The following is an 18,396-nucleotide window of genomic DNA, read 5'->3' on the forward strand; positions in this document are numbered from 1 at the left end:
GTCGCTATCGACGCTCTTGGGCAACCCCGTAGTACCGGCCGAGTACGTCGGCGCGCAGCTCGTCGAACTCGCCGGCGACGATCGACGCCCGGATCTGGTCCACCAGCCGGATCACGAACCGCTCGTTGTGGATCGTGCACAGCGTGGCCGACAGCATCTCCTTGGCCTTGAACAGATGCCGGATATAAGCGCGCGAGTAGTTGGCGCAGGTATAGCAATCGCACTCGGCGTCGATCGGGGTGAAATCCCGCTTGTACTTCGCACCGGTGATGTTGAACCGCCCCGTCGCCGAGTACACCGCCGCATTGCGCGCCACCCGCGACGGCGACACGCAATCGAAGGTGTCGGCCCCGGCGGCCACCGCGTCGAACAGGTCGTCGGGCTCACTGATCCCGAGCAGATGCCGCGGCTTGTCGGCGGGCAGTTCACTGCTGACCCAGCCGACGATGGTGGCCAGGTTCTGCTTCTCCAGGGCGCCGCCGATGCCGTAGCCGTCGAAACCGAGACCCTCGGCCGCCCCGGCCTCCTGCCCGATCGTGGCCAGCCCGCGCGCGGCCTGCCGACGCAGATCCTCGTACTGGGCGCCCTGCACCACACCGAACAACGCCTGCCGCGGCCGCTCCGGTGACAACCCCTGCAGGCGGTGGTGCTCGGCCAGGCATCGCACCGCCCACTCATGGGTGCGCTGCACCGAGCTCTCCTGATAGCCGCGCGTGTTGACCAGGGTGGTGAGCTCGTCGAACGCGAAAATGATGTCGGCGCCGAGCTGGTTCTGGATGCCGATCGAGACCTCGGGGGTGAACCGGTGCTTCGAGCCGTCCAGATGCGAGCGGAACGTGACACCGTCGTCATCCACGACGGCCAGGCGCTCCTTGCCCTTGGCGATGATGTCGTCGGTCTGCAGCCGGTCGGTGTCCATGGCCAGGACCTTCTTGAACCCGACACCCAACGACATCACCTGGAAGCCGCCGCTGTCGGTGAAGGTGGGCCCCGGCCAGTTCATGAACGCCCCGAGCCCGCCGGCCTCGGCCACGATGTCGGGGCCCGGCTGCAGGTAGAGGTGGTAGGCATTGGCCAGGATGGCTTGGGCACCAAGCTGTTTCATCGCCTCGGGCAACACCGATTTCACGGTGGCCGCGGTACCGACCGCGATGAAGGCCGGGGTGTGGATATCGCCGTGCGGAGTGTGAATGGTCCCGACCCGGCCGAGTCGGCCGGGCAACTCGGCCTCCACGGTGAAATACGGCTGGTCCACACCTGGTATTCAACCGGATGCGCGTCCGATTTCCGTCACGGGGGCGGACGCGACCATACTGCGGACGTGAATTTGGTCATGAGCCGCCCCATTGTCATCGCCACCGGATTTGCTGTCTGTCTGGCTGCGCTCGCCGGATGCTCGTCGCAGGAATCGGGTTCGTCCGGGAAGTCCGGCCAGGGCCGGGTCACCTTCGGTCCCAATGACGCCGGTCCGGTGACCAGCGTCAGCTGTGAGACCAAAGACGGGCTGACCACGATCGGGATCGAGGGCAAGATGCCGGCCTCGGTGGTGCTGACCGAGGGGGAGGCCCCGGCGGTGCAGTCGGTGAACATCGGTGACGTGAACGGCGAGGGCGCGTCGCTGACCTACCTGTCCGGCCTGTCCGGCGCCCCGGTGGTGGCCGCGCGCGACGGCAAGGGCTACACCATCACCGGCACCGGCATGGGCATCGACCCCAACGAGCCGGGTACCCCGGTGGACATGCCGTTCGACATCGCCGTCACCTGCCCCTAGCCGTGCCGTCGGCGAGGAACTCGACGATCACCTGGGCGAGTTCCTCGCCGGCGTCTTCCTGCAGGAAATGGCCGGCATCACCGATCACCGGATGATCGATGCCCTGCGCTCCGCGCATCTCCCGCTTGAAGATCGGCGCCATACCGCCGGTGATCGGGTCACCGTCGCTGAACGCCACCAGCATCGGGGTCTGGCTCGCCGACAACACTTTCCATGCTGACCGGTTGGCAGCCGAGGCCGGATCATCGGGGCCGGTGGGGACCAGGCCCGGCATCGCCCGGGGACCGGCACAGTAAGAATCATCGGGGAACGGCGCATCGTAGGCCGCCAGGACCTCATCGCTGACCGGGCGCCGGCAACCCGCCGCGACGAACCTGCCGACGTCGATCGTCGGCAAGCTCTGAATGGCCGTGCGAAACTGCCACCAGATCTCGGGCATCGGGATGTCGCCGGTCGGCAGTCCGGTGTTGGCCACGACGATATGGGCGAATCGGTCAGGGTGTTCTGCGGCCAGCCGCAACCCGATCAGCCCGCCCCAATCCTGGCCGACCAACGTGACCCGCCGCAGATCGAGAACGTCGAAGGCGAGCGCGCGCATCCATTCGACGTGCCGTGCATAGCTGTGGTCCTCGATGCGGGTGGGTTTGTCCGACCGGCCGAACCCGACGAGGTCGGGGCAGATCACCTGGTGCCCGGCCGCGACCAGGATCGGGATCATCCGCCGGTACAGAAAAGACCACGATGGTTCCCCATGCAACAACAGCACCGGGTCCGCATCCGGCGGCCCGGCCTGCACCCAGGCCATCCGCAACCGACCGCCGTCGCCGTCGTCGATGTCGGAAAACTCTGGCGCATAAGGAAATTCAGGTACCTCAGCGAAGCGGGCGTCAGGAGTGCGCAGTATTTCCATGGCCTCGAACTTACGAGCGCACCGCCACCGGTACGGACAATTCCACCAAACCCACGCCGAGCACCTGCACGAACTCCATACTTCTGCCTGACAGTCCGCCACCTGCGACGGGCTGCACAACCGTGAGGAGAGCAGTGGTGAAGCGTGAGTTCCTGGTAGCCGTCGGCGGCGCCGCGATCGTCATCGCCGGCCTGTCCGGCTGTTCGTCGAGCGACAAGAAAGACACCTCCGGCGAGGAAACGGCCACCGCCTCGGCTGCGCCGACGACTTCGGTGGTGAGCGGCGACACGACCGCCACGACCGGCTCGGGCACCGCCCGGGTCAGCATCGACGGCAAGGACCACAAGGTCGAGGGCACGGTCATGTGTGCCACGGTCGCAGGCAATGTCACCCTGAACGTCGGACAGGGCATGTCCGGAGTCAGCGCCACACTCAGCGAGGGCGACCAGCCATCGGTGACCGCCCTGGCACTCGGCAACATCGACGGAGTCAGCCTCGGCTACACCCCGGGTGTGCCCGGCGGCAGCGCCGAAGCGACCAAGGATGGCAACAAGTACACGATCAAGGGAGAAGCGACCGGCGTGGACGGGATGAGCCCGGTAACCAAGCCTTTCGAACTCGAAGTATCCTGTCCTTGACGAAAACACTCACAACTAGCAAAGCTCTGACATAGTGTGGGCCCGGACTGATCCCGGGCCCACACTCCGTCCTCAGTCGTTTTCAATCGCGACCGGAGGTGCACCGTGGCCAATCACCGGAAACGCGGACGTACGTCTACCGCCGTCGTAGTCGGCGCCACCGCGGGAATGACCGCGATCCTCACCTTCGGACAGGTCGCCGACGCGCTCGCGGCCACGCTGCCGGGCAACAACGCTGTCATCGGAATCGGCGGCAGGGGCGACACCCTGGGTGAGCGGATCCCGAACAAGTTCGAAGGCAACTACGTGCCGTACAACGGCGGTTATGCCGGACCGGCGGCGGATCGGTACTACCCGGTCGCATATTCGGCCACGTTGCCGATCGACACGAGCGTGGCCGACGGGCGCCAACCACTGATCGACGAAGTGACCGCGGCCCGCACCGAAGTCGGTCCGAGCGGGACGGTCTACATCGTCGGCTACTCCGAGGGAAGTCTGGTGGCCGAGAACTACAAGCGCGAACTCAATGCCGGAACAATCGACCCCGGCGGAAACATCGCGTTCGTGTACATCGCTGCACCGACGGTGCCCAACGGCGGCATCTACGCCCGCTTCCCGAATCTGGGTCCGCTCGGACTGCTCGGCTTCACCAGCACCGGGGCCGCGGCCCCCACGCCCTACGACCAGACCTTCATCACCATCGAATACGACCCGATCGGCGACTTCCCGGCCTACGCCAACCCACTGTCACTGGCCAACGCCGCGGCCGGGTTCTTCTATCTGCATGGTGACCCGACGCCGGATACCACCGACCTGAACGACCCGGACGCGATCATCGTGACGCCGATAGCCAAGCCCGGTGGCGGCACCGACACCTACATCCTGGTCAAAACCGAACACCTGCCCTTGCTGCAGCCCATCCGGGACGTGTCGCTGGCCCTGAACGCCGTGGCGTTCACCGAGCCGGTGCTCGGGGCGATCGAACCGACGCTCAAGCTCGCGGTCGACATGGGCTACACCGATCGGGATTACTCCGATCCCGCCACACCGACCCGTTTCTCGTTGATCACTCCCCCCAAGCGGATCGCCGAGACCATCAAACAGTTGCCCGGCGCCTTGCAGGAAGGCGCGGACAACGTCAAGGACGGATTGCCGTCCACCACATCACCTTCGACGACGTCGGGACCGACCGATCGCAGCGCGACGAAGAAGGAGGATTCCAAGGTCAGCTCGCCCAAGGTCATCTCGCCCAAGGTCAGCTCGCCCACGGTCGACTCGCCCAAGATCGACGTCCCCAAGAAACCCGTCAAGCGCATGCCCACCCACCGGCGGGACGACGTGCGCAATGCCATGTCGGACGTCGCGAAGAATGTCAGGGACACGTTCAAACCGCACAAGCCGAAACACCAGGCCAAGCCCAAGACCGAGTCATCCACCGAGTCATCCACCGAGTCAGACACGGACAAGGCCGCATAGCTTCTGATGTCATGCTGGGAGCATGACTCAACGGCGCGCCTGGTTCCTGTTGCTGTGCCTGCTCTTCTCGATCGTGGGATGTTCGTCGTCTCCTGACCCGGCCGATCGTTTTGCGGCGTTCGCCGATGCGCTGCAGCGCAAAGACGCTCATGCCGCCGCTGCCGAGACCAGCGATCCCGTGGCGGCCGAGACGGCAATCAAGTCGATGTTCGACGGCATGGGCGATGCCGCGACGGTCAAGGTCAGCACCGAACCCGATGATCAAGCCGGCGCAACACTGAAGTATCAGTGGTCTTGGGGGGAGGGCCGGGATTTCGCCTACGACACCACCGGCACCGCCACCAAGACCGGCGACGACTGGCGCATCTCCTGGGCGCCGACGGTGTTGCACCGAGACCTGCGGGACGGCTTGAGGTTTCAATACAGCACCGACAGCGACCTGCAGACCCCGGTGCTGGACCGCACCGGTCAGCCGCTGATGACGTGGCAGACCGTGGGCGTGATCTCCCTGGAACGCGCCCACCTCGATTCGGCGGCCCCGGTCGCCGCACTGCTCGCGCCCTTCGATGCCACCACCACCGCGGAATCCATCAACGCACAGTTCGCGTCGAACTCAGATGACCGGGTGACGGTGATGAAGCTGCGCGAAGACGACCTCGCCACGGTGCGCGACCAACTGAGCCACGTTCCCGGCGTCGCGGTGACCGAACAGGGTGAGCTGCTGACCACGGACCGGGCTTTGTCCTCACCCGCCATGAGCGGGCTGGCCCAGATCTGGCACGACCGGATCACCGAAGCCGCCGGTTGGTCGGTGTATCTGGTCGATGCGGATGGCGCGCCCGCGCAACGATTGGCCGCACAACCACCGGCCCCCACCGAGCCGATGCGCACCACCATCGACCTGCGACTGCAGCTGCTCGCACAGCAGGCGGTGGCCCAGGAGGGCCGGCCCGCCGTCGTGGTGGCGATCTCCGGTTCGACGGGCGGCATCTTGGCCGCCGCGCAGAACTCTGCCGCCGATCCGCAAGGCGCCATTGCCTTTTCGGGCCTCTATCCACCAGGGTCGACATTCAAGACGATCACCACGGCTGCCGCACTGGAGGCCAACCTTGCGACCCCGGCATCCCCCGTGGCCTGCCCTGGACGGTTGACCATCGAGAACCGCACCATTCCCAACGACGACGACTTCGACCTGGGGACAGTGCCGTTGACGTCGGCGTTCTCCCATTCGTGCAACACCAGCATGGCGGCACTGTCGGACAAGCTGCCCGCCGATGCACTGACCAAGACCGCCCGCGCCTTCGGCATCGGGGTGGACTTCACCATCCCCGGCCTGACCACGGTGACAGGCAAGGTTCCCAACGCCGACACCGCCGCACAACGGGTCGAGAACGGTATCGGCCAGGGCACCGTGACCGTCAGCCCGTTCGGGCTCGCGGTGGCCGAGGCCAGCCTCGCCCACGGCTCGACCATCCTGCCCAACCTGGTCGACGGCGACAAGGTGACCGCCGATACCCCCTCGCAGCCCCTGCCTGCCACCGTCACCGCGGCGCTACGGGACATGATGCGCAAAACCGTGACCGAAGGAACGGCAAGCCAATTGAGCGACATCCCCGACCTGGGCGGCAAGACGGGGACGGCGGAGTTCGGCGACAACACGCATTCACACGGTTGGTTCGCCGGGATCGCCGGTGACATCGCGTTCGCCACCCTGGTGGTGGGCGGCGACTCGTCGGCGCCCGCGGTCAAGATCTCCGGCGACTTCCTGCGATCGGCCGGCTAGGCCGATCCGGCAGCCAGGTGCACCAGACCTGAGGCGACCGCGAAGCGCGGGCCGTGGACACCGTCGATATTGGCTCGCCCCACCACAACCCCCACGCCGCGCAGCGACTCGCCAACCGCACGCAGCAGCTCATCGTCGAGCGCGCCGCCGCCGGCCAGCACCAACGCGGTCGGGGGTTTGTCGAACGCGGCCAGGCAGCGGGCAATGTTGGCGGCCACGGTTTCCTGCTTGATCGCCAGTCGAAGGCTGCGCCATTCCTCGGCAGCCAGCTTGGTGGAGAAGGGAACCAACCCGGCTGTGCCGCGCGTGCACAGCCGGCCGATCGCATCGGCCGGGGCCGGCGAGTCCAGGAACAGGCGGCGCCCGTCCTCCTCGTGAGCGACGTGCGGGCCCTCGACCCGGATCGCCGGGGTGCGCTTGACCCGCTCGGCCAGCGCCCGCGGGATGTTCAGCATGCGGGCCACCGCGACGGTGATGGTCTCCCCCGCCCCGGCCGCCGTGACCGTGCGCTCCGCACCGATCAAATCGATGGTGCCACCACCGATGTCGCACACCACCGAATCCGGCGGCAACCCCGGGGTGGTGCGGGCACCCCGGCCGGCGGCCTCCGGCTCGGTGGCGATGGTGCGGGCCGGGCGTCCGGTCAGCTCGGTCAGCGTCGCCGCCGCGTCCTCGACGTGATCGGCGGCCAGCAAGGCCACCACCGTGCCCCGCGCGTCGGCCACGCCCCGGCGCAGCCACGTCCCGCTGTCCAGCGCGGCGAGATCGGTGAAAAAGGCGTCGTCGACGGCTATTTCGTGGTCGGCCGTCGGGATCGAGCGCAACCGGATCCGCACGACGCTGCCCGGGATTTCCCGCCGCAGAATGGTGTGGGCCTGGGCCGGCGAATACCGCACGGGCGCGCCGTCGATCCGGAACTCGACGTAGTCATCGTCCACGTCGGGAGGTTGCGGCGCTTCGGTGCGGGCGGTGACCGCGATGGCCGGGGAATCCGCGAGCTCACGGGTGAACTCAGCGACGTCGTGGATCTGATCATGACCGAGTTCCAGTGCCGCACACAGCGCAATCGGATCCGCCAGCGCCCGGTAGGCGCGTCCCTCGGCCACCACTTCCACCGCCACCAGCACCCCTGACGCCAGCCCGTCGAGGCCCACCTCGTCGACCACGGGGACATCGAGCGGAATCCGGTTGCGGATCAGCACCGCATCGTCCTGGGCAGCCAGCACACCCGCGATCGTCCAGCCGTTCCCCACGGCGGCGGTGATCGCCTCGGCAGCCACCTCGAAATCGGTGTCGGCGTCGACCGAGACGATCACCGGGCCGGCCTGGGGTCCGGCGGTCAGCTCGCCCAGCGGCACATGCCGGCCCACCGCGTAGCCCGTGCCGGCCGGGGTGCTGGCATCGGGCCTACGCAGGCTGCGCACCGGTGAGCGCGGCGACGGCGCCGGGGCCAACGGGGCGGTCTCGGTGTCGACCGGCCGGATCTTCGAGAGCACCAAGGCGTCTGCCCGCACGCCGGCGTCCACCTCGATACGGTGCAGCAGTGCCGCGGCTCCCTCCAAGGAATCCCGGGATCCCTTGCGGGCCCGGGTCGGTGCCTGACCATGGGTCAGCGGCTCGACGACGCCGTCGATGATGCGGGCCAAGACGATCTCGGTGGTGTGGTTGCCCACGTCGATGCCCGCGATCACCCTCACCGCAACAGACCCCGGCGGGCATAGACGGCGGCGGCTTGGCGCACCAGTTCGGCGCACCGCACGGCACCGCGCGTTTCCAGCGACGACTGCAACGCATCGAGTTCGGCAGCGGTGGAGCGGTGCGGGCGCAGCGCCTCGTAGAGAGCCATCACCTGGTCATCGTCGATCGTGGCCAATTCGGCTGCGCGAAGGAAGTTTTCGGCGAGCTGAAGGTTGCCGTGCTCCTCGGCGACAACGGCCTGATGGGCCAGCACCGCCGGGTCCATCCGCAGGTCCGACAGGCCCAGCTTGCCGTCGACGGCGGCTTCGACCGTGTATTTCTCACTCATTTCCGAGTCACCTCCACCGTGACGGGTGCCTGTCCCGGCTCACAGGCTTCACGCTCCAGTGCCACCAACGCGACGGCACGGGCGTGGTAGCGGGCCGAGATCGACTGGTCGGTGCCGCCAGTCAGGATCGGTACCGGCGCCATGCCCTTGGCGTGGCGGGCCGCGTTGCGGCCCAGTTCCCGATAGTTCTTGGCGGTCAACAACGGCGCCACGCTGAACAGCTCCAGATTGGCCAGCGGCGCCAGGTCCCGACGGTGAATCAGAGCAGTGCCCTTGCCCTGCAAGCCGATTCCGATCCCCGACCCGGACAGCTTGGCCGCGGTCAGGCCGATCAGGCCGACGTCGATGGTCGAGCGCACCCGCACGAACCGCGGTACACAGCCCTCCTCTTCCAGCCCGGCGGACAGCTGGCGGATCACCTCGCCGATCGGCAGGCCGCACAGGCTCAGCCACACGCTGCGCCCCAGCGCCGGTGACACGCCTATGCACACCTCCCGCGGATCGCTGCCCTGCCGCGCGGTTTCGAGGTCGGTGACGCTGATGTGGCCGGCATGCTCGGCTTGGTCGGCGGTGAGCTCGGCCGCTCTGCGCTGCTGGCGGATGTTGTCGATCTCGGCCCGGCGCTGTTCGGTGAGCGTGTAACCCGTTGCCGGACCGGTGTAGTCATTCGGATCGGTGATCTTGGACAGCACCCGGAACTGCTCATCGAAGATCGCCGAGGTCTGCAGCTGGTCGCCGCGCAGCCGTTCGACCGTCAGCCGCATGATGGCTTCGGCCTCGTCGTCGTAACCGGTGCGCTTGAGGGAGGCGACCACGTCGAACACCGTGAGCTGTCTGGCCTCGATGGCATTGGCGGCCTCCGCGACGGCCTTCGGGTCCCCGGGTGGCAGATCGCGTGACCCATTGGCGATCACCACCTCCTCGATGTGGGTGTCGTCGAAATCGGCCAGGCCCAGGTCGCGGTAGACGGCCTGCACGGCGGTGGCCGCGCGGCGCCGCACCGCTGCCAGGTGCTCGGGCGACACCGTGCGTAGCCCACCGTCGGCTCCCCAATCCCGTTGCAGAACCAGGAAATCGTCCATGTCGTCGGAGTTGAAGTTGGACAGCGCGAACGCGTTGTCGTAGCGCGGGATCGAGCCGAACCCGGAGAAGATGAAATCCGCGCCGGCCAGCAGCACCGGCAGGGTGTGCGCGCTGCGGCGGATGTCGGATTCGGAGATCAAGTTGTCGTTGCCCGCGCACGACTCCAGATCACGCATCATCACCATCAGGTTTTCGGCAAGCAACTCCTTCATGCCCTCGGGCACCGAGGCCACCACACCGACCCCGTCGATGCCGCCGTTCTGCACACCCTGGGAGCCCAGCGCCCGGGCCAGCGAGACACAGCGAGATTCCAGGTAGAGGATCGAACATTTCTCGGCCGCACCCATCAGCACCTCGGCGCCGCCACCGCTGGTGACCCGCATCTTCAAACCACGCGAGGCGTAGGCACTCGTCAAGATCGCCTTGGAGAACGGGGTGTCATCGCCATCGACGAACACCTGCTCGGTGCCGTAGATGGAAATGGTCTCCGCGTAACTGGTCAGCCCGCGCAGGCCCAACCGCAGTTCCAGCGCCTCCTCGATCGAGCATTGAGCCATCGCCCCTGGCACGCCCACCTGCGAACCGATCAGCAGCGCAACGGCATTCGACGGCGCATCGCCGAGCACCGGCACCGTGGTCTCGACCTCGCGGAACCCGTAGGCCACCGCGCTGGCCGCATCGGCGGCGATCAGCATGGGATCGTCGAGCTGGTTGGTGACATGGGCTTGATTGCTCGGGGTGCGCCGGGCCCGCATCTTGGCCATCGCCATCTGCATCTCGACCGGGGTCAGTACGGCGATGACCCTCGCGAGTTTGGCCGGCGTGGTGCCGCCGATCAGCCGGACCACCTCGGCGCGGGACACGTTGAGGTCGACGGTCTTGCGGGCCAGGTCGACGTCGGTCATCGCCATCGCCTCGAGTGCGACTTCGAGGTCCAGGCCGTACCGCGCGATGAACTCGTCGATCACGTCGAAATCCGCGGCGGCCTTGCCGTCCATCTCGACGACCTGCCCGTCGCGCACCACCAGTGACGGTTCTGGATCGTGCGGGCTGCGCATCGCGACCAGGCCCAGCTCCGGATTGGTCATGCTGAACCCGTCGAGGTTCACCGGCTGCGCATCGAGTATCCGCATCCTGCCGAGGTAGTCACCGCCGTCGTCCGCCACGCCGACCATTTTGCGTGACGAACCCTATTTGGTCTACCCATTACGCCTTTTGGTGTCAGACCCCGGCCGCAACCTCAAGTGCCTTGAGTGAATCCTCCAGATGACCGAGCATGCGCTGCAGATGCGGCACACTGCGCCGGCAGCCCACCAGCCCGAAATCCAGGTTGTCGGCATTGTTGGCCAGGGTGATGTTCATCGCCTGCCCGTCCAGCGCGATCGACAGCGGATAGTTGCCGTCGAGCCGAGCACCCTTCCAGTACAACGGATGTCGCGGGCCCGGCACGTTGGAGATGACCAGGTTGAACGGCGGCGAGGTGGCCCGGACGAAGCCCGGCACGGCGGCCAGACCGAGCGGCGCGATCATCATCGCCGACAACGCCAGGGCCTGAACCCGGGGCAGCTCGGAAAACACCTTCTTGTTGCCCCGCATCGACTCACCGATGACCTTCAGCCTCCCGGCGGGATCGTCCAGATCGGTGCCCAAATTGCACAGCACCGAACCGACCAGATTTCCGCCGGCGTCGGCCTCGTGCTCGGCGCGCAGGCTCACCGGGACCATCGCGATCAACGGCCGGTCCGGCAGTGCATCCTGCTCCAACAGATACGCGCGCAACGCACCGGCACACACCGCCAGCACCACGTCGTTGACCGTGGACCCGGCGGCCTGCGAAATCCGCTTGAACCGCTCCAGCGGCCACGACTGCGCTGCGACTCGGCGGGCCCCACCGATCTTGACGTTGAACATCGTCTTGGGAGCCGCGAACGGCAGCGTGAGCTGTTGTTCCAGCAGCCCCGTACGGGCCAGCTTGACCGTCGACGGCGCCAGCCCGGCCACCGAGCCGACGGTGTCGCTGACCGTCTTCATCACCGACGAACCCTGGTGCGGGCGCCTGCGGCGCGGCAGTGCCCACGGCACCCGCACCTCGGTGTCGTCCGGATCCTCCGAGAGCGTGCGCATCAGCAGCTTGAGCGCCGAGACTCCATCGATCAGCGAATGGTGCATCTTGGTGTAGACCGCGAACCGGCCATCGGCCAGGCCTTCGATCAGGTGCGCTTCCCACAGCGGCCGGTGCCGGTCGAGCAGACTGCCATGCAGTCGCGAGGTCAGCTCCAACAGATCGCGGACCCGGCCCGGCGACGGCAAACCCGAGCGACGCAGGTGATAGTCCAGGTCGACGTCCTCGTCATACGTCCAGCCGACGTTGGCGATACCGCCCAGAATGGTTGCCGGGTGCTTGCGGAACACGGGCTCGACCTCGGTGTGGGCCACCATCTCGTCGTACAGCTCGCGCACGAACTCGCGGCCCGCACCGGCCGGGGGCTCGTAGAGCGCGAGGCCGCCGACGTGGAACGGGTGCTCCCGGGTCTCGGCGATCAGAAACATCGAATCGGTCGGCGACATCAGCTCCATGGACACATTCAACGCCGATGCGGCAGACCCCACGCTGCGCATGGCAAAACAAGTAGCCGACTACGCGTTCCCGGCCGCCGACAAGCACGCAGGATCTGTGCATGGCCACCACGGCGCGCAAGATTCTCGCACTGATCAGAATCGTCAACGGTGCGGCGGGACTGCTCGCACCCGAGAAGCTGCTGGGCCGCCTCGGCGTCGACACCGCCCAGGATCGCTCCGGCACCTATCCCTTCCGCATGTTCGGTATCCGCACCGTCATCATCGGTCTCGAGCTCCTGATGCTGCGCGGCGCGGAACTGCGTCGTGCCGAGAAACTCGCGGTGCTCATCCACGCCAGCGACACCGTCTCGGCCGCCGTCACCGCGGCCCGCGGCGATCTGCCACGCAAACCGGGATTGGTGGCCATAGTCATCTCCGCAATCAACACCGCACTCGCGGTCACCGCATGGAAAGGAGGCCGGGATGTCCTCCCTGCTGACACGGTGGTTCATCAAAGCCACTGAGATCGTCGACCGCCGTATCGGGTGGGACAAACTCCCGCCGTGGATCGGGCTCTCGGTACTGATCGGGGTTCGCGACGCGCTGCGCGAGCACAATCTCTACGACACCTATCGGGGTGATCCCCCGGCCGCACCGACGCACGACCCTGCCGACTACCTGACCGTCAGGACCGTCGACGGCTCGTACAACGATCTGTCGGCACCTTCGATGGGCATGGCCAACACCCGGTTCGGGCGAAACGTACCGCTGGACAAGGGACATGGCGAGCAGCCGCCACACCTGATGGACCCCAACCCGCGGCTCGTCGGCAACGAGCTGCTGCAACGCGGAGACGAGTTCAAACCGGCCACGACACTCAACGTGCTGGCGGCGGCCTGGCTGCAGTTCGAAACCCGCGACTGGTTCAGCCACGGCACCGACCCGACCAATATGATCGAGATTCCGCTACCCGAAGGCGAGACGGACTGGGACGTCAAAGGGGACGGCCCCACCATCCAGATCCCGTCCACGCCCGCCGACCACAACGCAGCGCCCGGGCAGCAGCCACCGACCTTCCTCAACACCGAGACCCACTGGTGGGACGCCTCTCAGATCTACGGCAGCAATCAACAGTTCCAGGATGCGATCCGCACCCCCAAGCAAGCCAACGACGGCAAGGTGCGCATCGACGCCGACGGGTTCATCGACCTCGACCCGAACTTGCTCGGCGAGTCCGGCGGAGCCGACGGCTGGTGGCTCGGCCTGGAACTCATGGGCACGATCTTCCTGCGTGAGCACAACGCCATCTGCGATCGGCTGAAGGCCGCCTACCCGGCGTGGTCGGGCGATCAGATCTTCAACAAGGCCCGGATGATCAACGCCGCCCTGATCGCCAAGATCCACACCATCGAGTGGACACCGGCGATCCTGGGGCACCCGACGCTGCAGATCGGCATGCGGGCCAACTGGTTCGGCCTGGCCGGCGAGCGGGTCAAGGAGCTGATCGGGCGGGTGAGCTCGAGCGAGGCGATCAGCGGTGTCCTCGGATCGGCCACCGACCACCACTCGGCGCCGTACTCCATCACCGAGGATTTCGTCACCGTCTACCGCATGCACCCGCTGGTTCCGGACAAGTACGAATTCCTCAACGTGTCCGGAGCCGCTGCGCCGCAGGAACTCTCGTTCGACAGTATCCACGGCGGGGCGAACTCCCGCGGTGTGCTCAAGAGCATGGGCGTGGGCAATTGCCTGTACTCCCTCGGCGTCGCGCATCCCGGTGCGGTCACCCTGCACAACAGTCCCAACTTCATGCGCCGCTTCGACCGCACCGACGGCCACGTCATCGACCTGATCTCGACCGACATCATCCGCTCGCGCGAGCGTGGGGTGCCGCGCTACAACGAATTCCGCCGACAGCTACGGCTGAAACCGGCCACCTCGTTCGACGAGATCAGCGGCGGCTCCAAGGAAACCGCGGCGAAGATGAAGAAGATCTACGGCGGTGACATCGAGAAGGTCGACGCCATGGTCGGGATGTACGGCGAGAAGCTGCCGAAGGGGTTCGGATTCAGCGACACCGCTTTCCGCATCTTCGTCCTGATGGCGACCCGCCGGCTCAAGAGCGATCGCTTCTTCACCGTCGACTTCACCCCGCGCGTTTACACCCCGGAGGGCATGGCCTGGATCGACGAGAACGACATGTGTTCGGTGCTGATCCGGCACTACCCCGAGCTGGAACCGGTACTGCGCGAACAGCGCAACGCGTTCGCACCGTGGCCGCGCCTCGGTCAGGCCAAGCCATGACGCGCACCGCGCCGATCGACGAGACGGCGCTCCTCAGCTACAGCAACAGCATGCTGGACAACCTGTTCCGGCAATCGCTCGCCGGACCCATCCCGGACGGCGACACCAGCGGCACGCTGCTGGCCTGGCCGGGCACGCGGATCGCCAAGCCGCTGGCCTGGCTGGTACGGATCCTCATCTGGCAGGGCAAGGTGCTCGACCGTCGCGAGGGGGTACTGCGCAACAAGGTGACCCCGTTCGGCCTGCGGCTCGTCAAAGCCCGGCTCTCGATCGCATCGAGCTGGGTGGACTTCGGGGACTGCGTGCTCATCGACTACTCCACGACCTCGTTCCTGGCCCGCATGGTGCGCGACGAGATCCGCCAGGTCGGTCCCGGTCTCTACCTCGGGGTCGTCTGGCTGTGGCGGAAACGCGTCGGGTGGTTCACCATTCGCTCGACCGGGTGATCACGATGCCACACCAGGAAGCGTTCACCGTCCTCGCCGAAGTCGACAACGACCGGCTGGCATCACTGCGAGAGCTACTCGGACGTATCCCCGAGCACGTCGAACGCTGGGACGTGCTGCCGTTCGAGAAGTTGAGCGGCGTGCACTTCGCCCGGCTCGTGTTGTTCGACCCGACGCAGGACCTCGCCGGGCGACCGGTGCCGGCCCAGGTGGCACTGCTGACCGACGTCGACGCGCCACTGCGCGGGCACCTCGACGAACTCGTGACGATCGGCGGCGACGGGCTCGATGCGGTGTTCACCCACTGCGTCGGCTATCCGGACGCCCCTTCGCCGCCTTCTCGCCGGACATTCCTGATCGAACACCAGGTGAAAGCCGCTGCGGCACACATCAACCGACGCGGCCGTTCGGTCCGTCAGATCCGGCAGGAAGATCTGCTGCAGCGCGAGATCAACCGGTTCCTGGACACAGCCGACCACGGATCGCTTGATCCCGGGAAGATCAAGAGCGCGATCGTGGATTTCGTCCGCGATCGCGAAGATCTGGCCTGGGCTTTGCGGCCGGCCGCCCCACCTTCGTTGCGGTGGCGGGCCAAAGAGGCTTTCCATCAGTACTTCTGGATTGGTGTACTGGCCGTGGTCACGGTGCTGTTCCTGCCGCTCGTGCTCATCGGACTGGGCCTGTTCGCGGTCCTGTTGCGCTACCACGAGAAGCGCGACGTACCCGACACCCGGGCTGCCGCACCCGATGCGGTCCGGGCCTACCGCGACGACGAGGACTACTGGGTGCACAACCAGATCGTCGCCGTCGGATTCCTCAAGCCCGGGCCGTTCCGCCGGCTGACGACCACAGCCATCCTGTTCCTGACCGACTACGCGACCCGCCACATCTACAACCGCGGAACCCTTTCCGGGCTGAACACCATTCATTTCGCCCGATGGGTGCGAATGAACGGCAACCGCGGCCTGTTCTTCGCCAGCAACTACGACGGCAGCCTGGAGAGCTACATGAACGACTTCATCGACAAGGCGTTCTGGGGGCTCAACGCGATCTTCAGCAACGGCGACGGCTTCCCGCGCACGCGCTTCCTGTTCTTCGGCGGCATCACCGATGAGAAGGCCTACAAGAAGCTGCTGCCCACCCGGCAGGCCCCGAGCAATGTCTGGTTCAGCGCCTACCCGCATCTGACGACCAAGAACATCGCCAACAACGAAGCCATCCGGCAGGGCCTCTCGACCGAGATGGACGATGCCCAGACACAACGCTGGTTGCGCCGATTCGGTTGCGGCAACGACCTTCCCGAGTCCAACTGGGCGGCCCGAAAGCTCGACAGCATTCCCTGGGACAGACTATGGCTCTCCAACTAGACGACATCCAGGGCGTCATCCTGCACGGCTACGGCGCCCTGGACGACGCGGCGTTCCTGCTGCTGACGATCGACGACGTCGCGGCGGCCAAGCGATGGCTGGCGGGCCTGGAATTGCGCGACAGCACCGTCCGGCCCGAAGCCACCGACACCTGCACCAACGTCGCCTTCACACCGTCGGGCCTGGCCCGGCTGGGACTGCCGCCCGAGCACCTCGCGATGCTGGCCGGCGAGTTCCGCGAAGGCATGTCGGGCACCGAGCACCGCCGTCGCATCCTCGGCGATCACGGCGCCAGCTGCCCGTCGAACTGGCGGTGGAACGGCGACGACATCCACGCGCTGCTCCTGCTCTACGGACGCGACGCTGCCACGGTCGACGCGCTCGAAGAACGTCACGGGCTTCCCAACTCCGGAATACGCGTCATCAGGCGGCTCGACTCGCTGACCCTGCCAGGGCGCAAGGAGCACTTCGGTTTTCGCGACGGGATATCGCAACCACTGATCGACGGTTACGACGAGGGCGGACCCGAAGGCAACACCGTGGCTGCGGGCGAGTTCGTGCTCGGCTATCCGAACGCCTACGGGCAATACACCGACCGGCCGTTGGTGGACCCCTCCGCCGACCCTCGAAACCTGTTGTCCGCCGCGGCCGATGCCCCGGCGCTGCGCGACTTCGGCAAGGACGGCAGCTACCTCGTCTTCCGGCAGCTCGAACAGGACGTGGCGGGGTTCTGGAACAGCCTGGCCGAGCGATCCGCCGACGTGCTCGACCGGGTGCCTGCGTGTGTCGGGCTGGCGGCCAAGATGGTCGGCCGCTGGCCCAGCGGTGCGCCGCTGGTGAAAGCGCCGACCGCCGACGATCCCGCACTCGCCGACGACAACGACTTCATGTACTTCCGGTCCGACGATGCCGACGGCCTGAAATGCCCGATCGGCTCGCACCTGCGGCGGACCAATCCACGCGATGCGCTCGAGCCCACACCAGGATCCGATCGGTCGATCGATGTGGGCAAACGCCACCGCATCATTCGCCGGGGCAGGGCCTACGGACCGCCTTTGGTGCCGTCCATGGACCCCGCCGACTTGATCGGGGCGAGTGACGACGGCATCGAACGCGGCCTGCATTTCATCTGCTTCAACACCCAGCTCGGACGGCAGTTCGAGTTCATCCAGCACACCTGGGTCAACAGCACCAAGTTCGACGGTGGCTACGCCGACGACGATCCGATCACCGGCGCCCGCGGCAGTGGAAACGGCAACGGGCACGGGCACGGGACGTTCACAATCCAGCGGGAACCGATTCGCCGGCGCGTCACCGGCCTGCCCCGCTTCGTCTACACCGTCGGCGGCGGCTACTTCTTCATGCCCGGTGTGGCCGCCACGCGCTATCTCGCGTCCCTGCCATGACCACCTGGCGGGAATGGGCTCCGCTGCCTCTGCGGCTGTTTCTCGGTGGCGGCCTGATCCTGCACGGCGGCATCAAACTGTTCGCCTCCGGCGGGCACGCCAACATCGCCTACCTGGTCGGCCAGCTCGGGGTGCCGTTCGCCGACGCGGCCGGCTGGCTGGTGGGCGTCGTCGAGTTCGGCGGCGGTATCGGCATCCTGCTCGGTGTCTTCTTCCGACTCGCCATAGTGGTGAATGTGCTCAACGTCGGCGGCCTGCTGGTGCTCGGGTGGGCCGCGGGCGGAATCCCCGCGCCGCCGCCCGGCGGGGATCCATTGCCCGGATTCAGGGAGGCGTTCCTGATCTTGGCCGGCGTGGTGAGCCTGGTGCTCAGTGGACCCGGCCGGCTCGCGCTGACCGGGAAGTCAGGACTCGTCGCCAGACCCTGTGGCGAACATGCTCGGCACAGTGCGCCGGAGCGGAGCACAGCGCCAAAAAAGCCCGCCACCTGCGTTGACAGGAAGCGGGCTTATGGCGGTGGCGGAGGGATTTGAACCCTCGGACGGGGGTTACCCGTCACACGCTTTCGAGGCGTGCTCCTTAGGCCGCTCGGACACGCCACCGTGTGGCAGCTTACCGGGCGAGCGC

16 protein-coding genes and 1 tRNA gene are annotated in these 18,396 nt (G+C 66.9%); 10 read left to right on the forward strand and 7 right to left on the reverse strand.

Going from position 1 to position 18,396, the window contains the following annotated elements; all coding sequences use genetic code 11:
- Positions 1–4 precede the first annotated feature (4 nt).
- On the reverse strand, positions 5–1,255 hold the full coding sequence (gene tgt / locus BKG60_RS02840) for a tRNA guanosine(34) transglycosylase Tgt (protein WP_075909183.1): 1,251 nt from the start codon (positions 1,253–1,255) through the stop codon (positions 5–7).
- Between the two features lie 78 nt (positions 1,256–1,333).
- Between tgt and BKG60_RS02845 the strand changes: the two genes are divergently transcribed.
- Positions 1,334–1,771: a lipoprotein LpqH gene (locus BKG60_RS02845; protein ID WP_239252418.1), complete on the forward strand. Its 438-nt coding sequence runs from the start codon at positions 1,334–1,336 to the stop codon at positions 1,769–1,771.
- On the opposite strand, the gene BKG60_RS02850 is transcribed toward BKG60_RS02845, so the two are convergent.
- On the reverse strand, positions 1,758–2,681 hold the full coding sequence (locus tag BKG60_RS02850; protein ID WP_075909184.1) for a haloalkane dehalogenase: 924 nt from the start codon (positions 2,679–2,681) through the stop codon (positions 1,758–1,760). The two genes, BKG60_RS02845 and BKG60_RS02850, sit on opposite strands and share 14 nt — an antisense overlap.
- Positions 2,682–2,818: 137 nt before the next feature.
- On the opposite strand from BKG60_RS02850, the gene BKG60_RS02855 reads away from it, so the two are divergent.
- The 3 genes from BKG60_RS02855 to BKG60_RS02865 all read left to right on the forward strand — a co-directional run bounded on the left by BKG60_RS02855 (position 2,819) and on the right by BKG60_RS02865 (position 6,578).
- Positions 2,819–3,319, forward strand: a complete 501-nt coding sequence (locus BKG60_RS02855) for a lipoprotein LpqH (protein ID WP_075909232.1) — start codon at positions 2,819–2,821, stop codon at positions 3,317–3,319.
- Positions 3,320–3,424: 105 nt separating this feature from the next.
- Positions 3,425–4,795 (forward strand): PE-PPE domain-containing protein, encoded by a 1,371-nt coding sequence (locus BKG60_RS02860; RefSeq protein ID WP_242671553.1) that lies wholly within the window; start codon positions 3,425–3,427, stop codon positions 4,793–4,795.
- 22 nt (positions 4,796–4,817) lie between these two features.
- Positions 4,818–6,578 (forward strand): penicillin-binding transpeptidase domain-containing protein, encoded by a 1,761-nt coding sequence (locus tag BKG60_RS02865; RefSeq protein ID WP_075909186.1) that lies wholly within the window; start codon positions 4,818–4,820, stop codon positions 6,576–6,578.
- Here the strand turns inward: BKG60_RS02865 and BKG60_RS02870 are convergent.
- The 4 genes from BKG60_RS02870 to BKG60_RS02885 form a co-directional block, all read right to left on the reverse strand.
- The gene (locus BKG60_RS02870) at positions 6,575–8,269 is read right to left on the reverse strand and encodes a diol dehydratase reactivase ATPase-like domain-containing protein (RefSeq protein WP_207553863.1); all 1,695 of its coding nucleotides are present in this window, start codon (positions 8,267–8,269) and stop codon (positions 6,575–6,577) included. The genes BKG60_RS02865 and BKG60_RS02870 overlap by 4 nt on opposite strands.
- A 2-nt stretch (positions 8,270–8,271) precedes the next feature.
- Positions 8,272–8,604, reverse strand: coding sequence for a diol dehydratase small subunit (locus BKG60_RS02875; RefSeq protein WP_075909188.1), 333 nt, complete (start codon positions 8,602–8,604; stop codon positions 8,272–8,274).
- Entirely contained in the window at positions 8,601–10,820 is a 2,220-nt protein-coding gene (locus tag BKG60_RS02880; protein WP_075909233.1) for a propanediol/glycerol family dehydratase large subunit, read from the reverse strand. The genes BKG60_RS02875 and BKG60_RS02880 overlap by 4 nt, the downstream gene beginning before the upstream one ends.
- A gap of 88 nt (positions 10,821–10,908) precedes the next feature.
- The gene (locus BKG60_RS02885; RefSeq protein ID WP_075909189.1) at positions 10,909–12,264 is read right to left on the reverse strand and encodes a WS/DGAT/MGAT family O-acyltransferase; all 1,356 of its coding nucleotides are present in this window, start codon (positions 12,262–12,264) and stop codon (positions 10,909–10,911) included.
- Between the two features lie 101 nt (positions 12,265–12,365).
- Here BKG60_RS02885 and BKG60_RS02890 point away from each other — a divergent pair, with 101 nt between their 5' ends.
- The 6 genes from BKG60_RS02890 to BKG60_RS02915 are packed head-to-tail and all read left to right on the forward strand — an operon-like array spanning position 12,366 to position 18,302.
- Positions 12,366–12,770 (forward strand): hypothetical protein, encoded by a 405-nt coding sequence (locus BKG60_RS02890; RefSeq protein ID WP_070946064.1) that lies wholly within the window; start codon positions 12,366–12,368, stop codon positions 12,768–12,770.
- Positions 12,730–14,550: a peroxidase family protein gene (locus BKG60_RS02895; protein WP_075909190.1), complete on the forward strand. Its 1,821-nt coding sequence runs from the start codon at positions 12,730–12,732 to the stop codon at positions 14,548–14,550. The genes BKG60_RS02890 and BKG60_RS02895 overlap by 41 nt, the downstream gene beginning before the upstream one ends.
- Positions 14,547–14,996: a hypothetical protein gene (locus tag BKG60_RS02900; protein ID WP_070946062.1), complete on the forward strand. Its 450-nt coding sequence runs from the start codon at positions 14,547–14,549 to the stop codon at positions 14,994–14,996. Before BKG60_RS02895 ends, BKG60_RS02900 begins: the two co-directional genes overlap by 4 nt.
- A 5-nt stretch (positions 14,997–15,001) precedes the next feature.
- Positions 15,002–16,363, forward strand: coding sequence for a hypothetical protein (locus BKG60_RS02905; RefSeq protein WP_131827498.1), 1,362 nt, complete (start codon positions 15,002–15,004; stop codon positions 16,361–16,363).
- Positions 16,348–17,769 (forward strand): Dyp-type peroxidase, encoded by a 1,422-nt coding sequence (locus BKG60_RS02910; RefSeq protein WP_075909192.1) that lies wholly within the window; start codon positions 16,348–16,350, stop codon positions 17,767–17,769. The genes BKG60_RS02905 and BKG60_RS02910 overlap by 16 nt, the downstream gene beginning before the upstream one ends.
- Entirely contained in the window at positions 17,766–18,302 is a 537-nt protein-coding gene (locus tag BKG60_RS02915) for a DoxX family membrane protein (protein ID WP_075909193.1), read from the forward strand. Before BKG60_RS02910 ends, BKG60_RS02915 begins: the two co-directional genes overlap by 4 nt.
- Here the strand turns inward: BKG60_RS02915 and BKG60_RS02920 are convergent.
- A tRNA-Ser gene (locus BKG60_RS02920) sits at positions 18,281–18,371 on the reverse strand. The two genes, BKG60_RS02915 and BKG60_RS02920, sit on opposite strands and share 22 nt — an antisense overlap.
- Between the last annotated feature and the right edge of the window lie 25 nt (positions 18,372–18,396).

It is taken from the genome of Mycobacterium syngnathidarum (assembly GCF_001942625.1).
In the GTDB taxonomy this organism is placed as follows: Bacteria; Actinomycetota; Actinomycetes; order Mycobacteriales; family Mycobacteriaceae; genus Mycobacterium; species Mycobacterium syngnathidarum.

Excerpts from the sequence above, each read along its gene's own strand:
- BKG60_RS02845 (WP_239252418.1), top strand. The coding sequence starts at position 1,334 with ATGAGCCGCCCCATTGTCATCGCCACCGGATTTGCTGTCTGTCTGGCT.
- BKG60_RS02850 (WP_075909184.1), bottom strand. The coding sequence starts at position 2,681 with ATGGAAATACTGCGCACTCCTGACGCCCGCTTCGCTGAGGTACCTGAA.
- BKG60_RS02865 (WP_075909186.1), top strand. The coding sequence starts at position 4,818 with ATGACTCAACGGCGCGCCTGGTTCCTGTTGCTGTGCCTGCTCTTCTCG.
- BKG60_RS02875 (WP_075909188.1), bottom strand. The coding sequence starts at position 8,604 with ATGAGTGAGAAATACACGGTCGAAGCCGCCGTCGACGGCAAGCTGGGC.
- BKG60_RS02880 (WP_075909233.1), bottom strand. The coding sequence starts at position 10,820 with ATGCGGATACTCGATGCGCAGCCGGTGAACCTCGACGGGTTCAGCATG.
- BKG60_RS02885 (WP_075909189.1), bottom strand. The coding sequence starts at position 12,264 with ATGGAGCTGATGTCGCCGACCGATTCGATGTTTCTGATCGCCGAGACC.
- BKG60_RS02890 (WP_070946064.1), top strand. The coding sequence starts at position 12,366 with ATGGCCACCACGGCGCGCAAGATTCTCGCACTGATCAGAATCGTCAAC.
- BKG60_RS02895 (WP_075909190.1), top strand. The coding sequence starts at position 12,730 with ATGTCCTCCCTGCTGACACGGTGGTTCATCAAAGCCACTGAGATCGTC.
- BKG60_RS02900 (WP_070946062.1), top strand. The coding sequence starts at position 14,547 with ATGACGCGCACCGCGCCGATCGACGAGACGGCGCTCCTCAGCTACAGC.
- BKG60_RS02905 (WP_131827498.1), top strand. The coding sequence starts at position 15,002 with ATGCCACACCAGGAAGCGTTCACCGTCCTCGCCGAAGTCGACAACGAC.
- BKG60_RS02910 (WP_075909192.1), top strand. The coding sequence starts at position 16,348 with ATGGCTCTCCAACTAGACGACATCCAGGGCGTCATCCTGCACGGCTAC.
- BKG60_RS02915 (WP_075909193.1), top strand. The coding sequence starts at position 17,766 with ATGACCACCTGGCGGGAATGGGCTCCGCTGCCTCTGCGGCTGTTTCTC.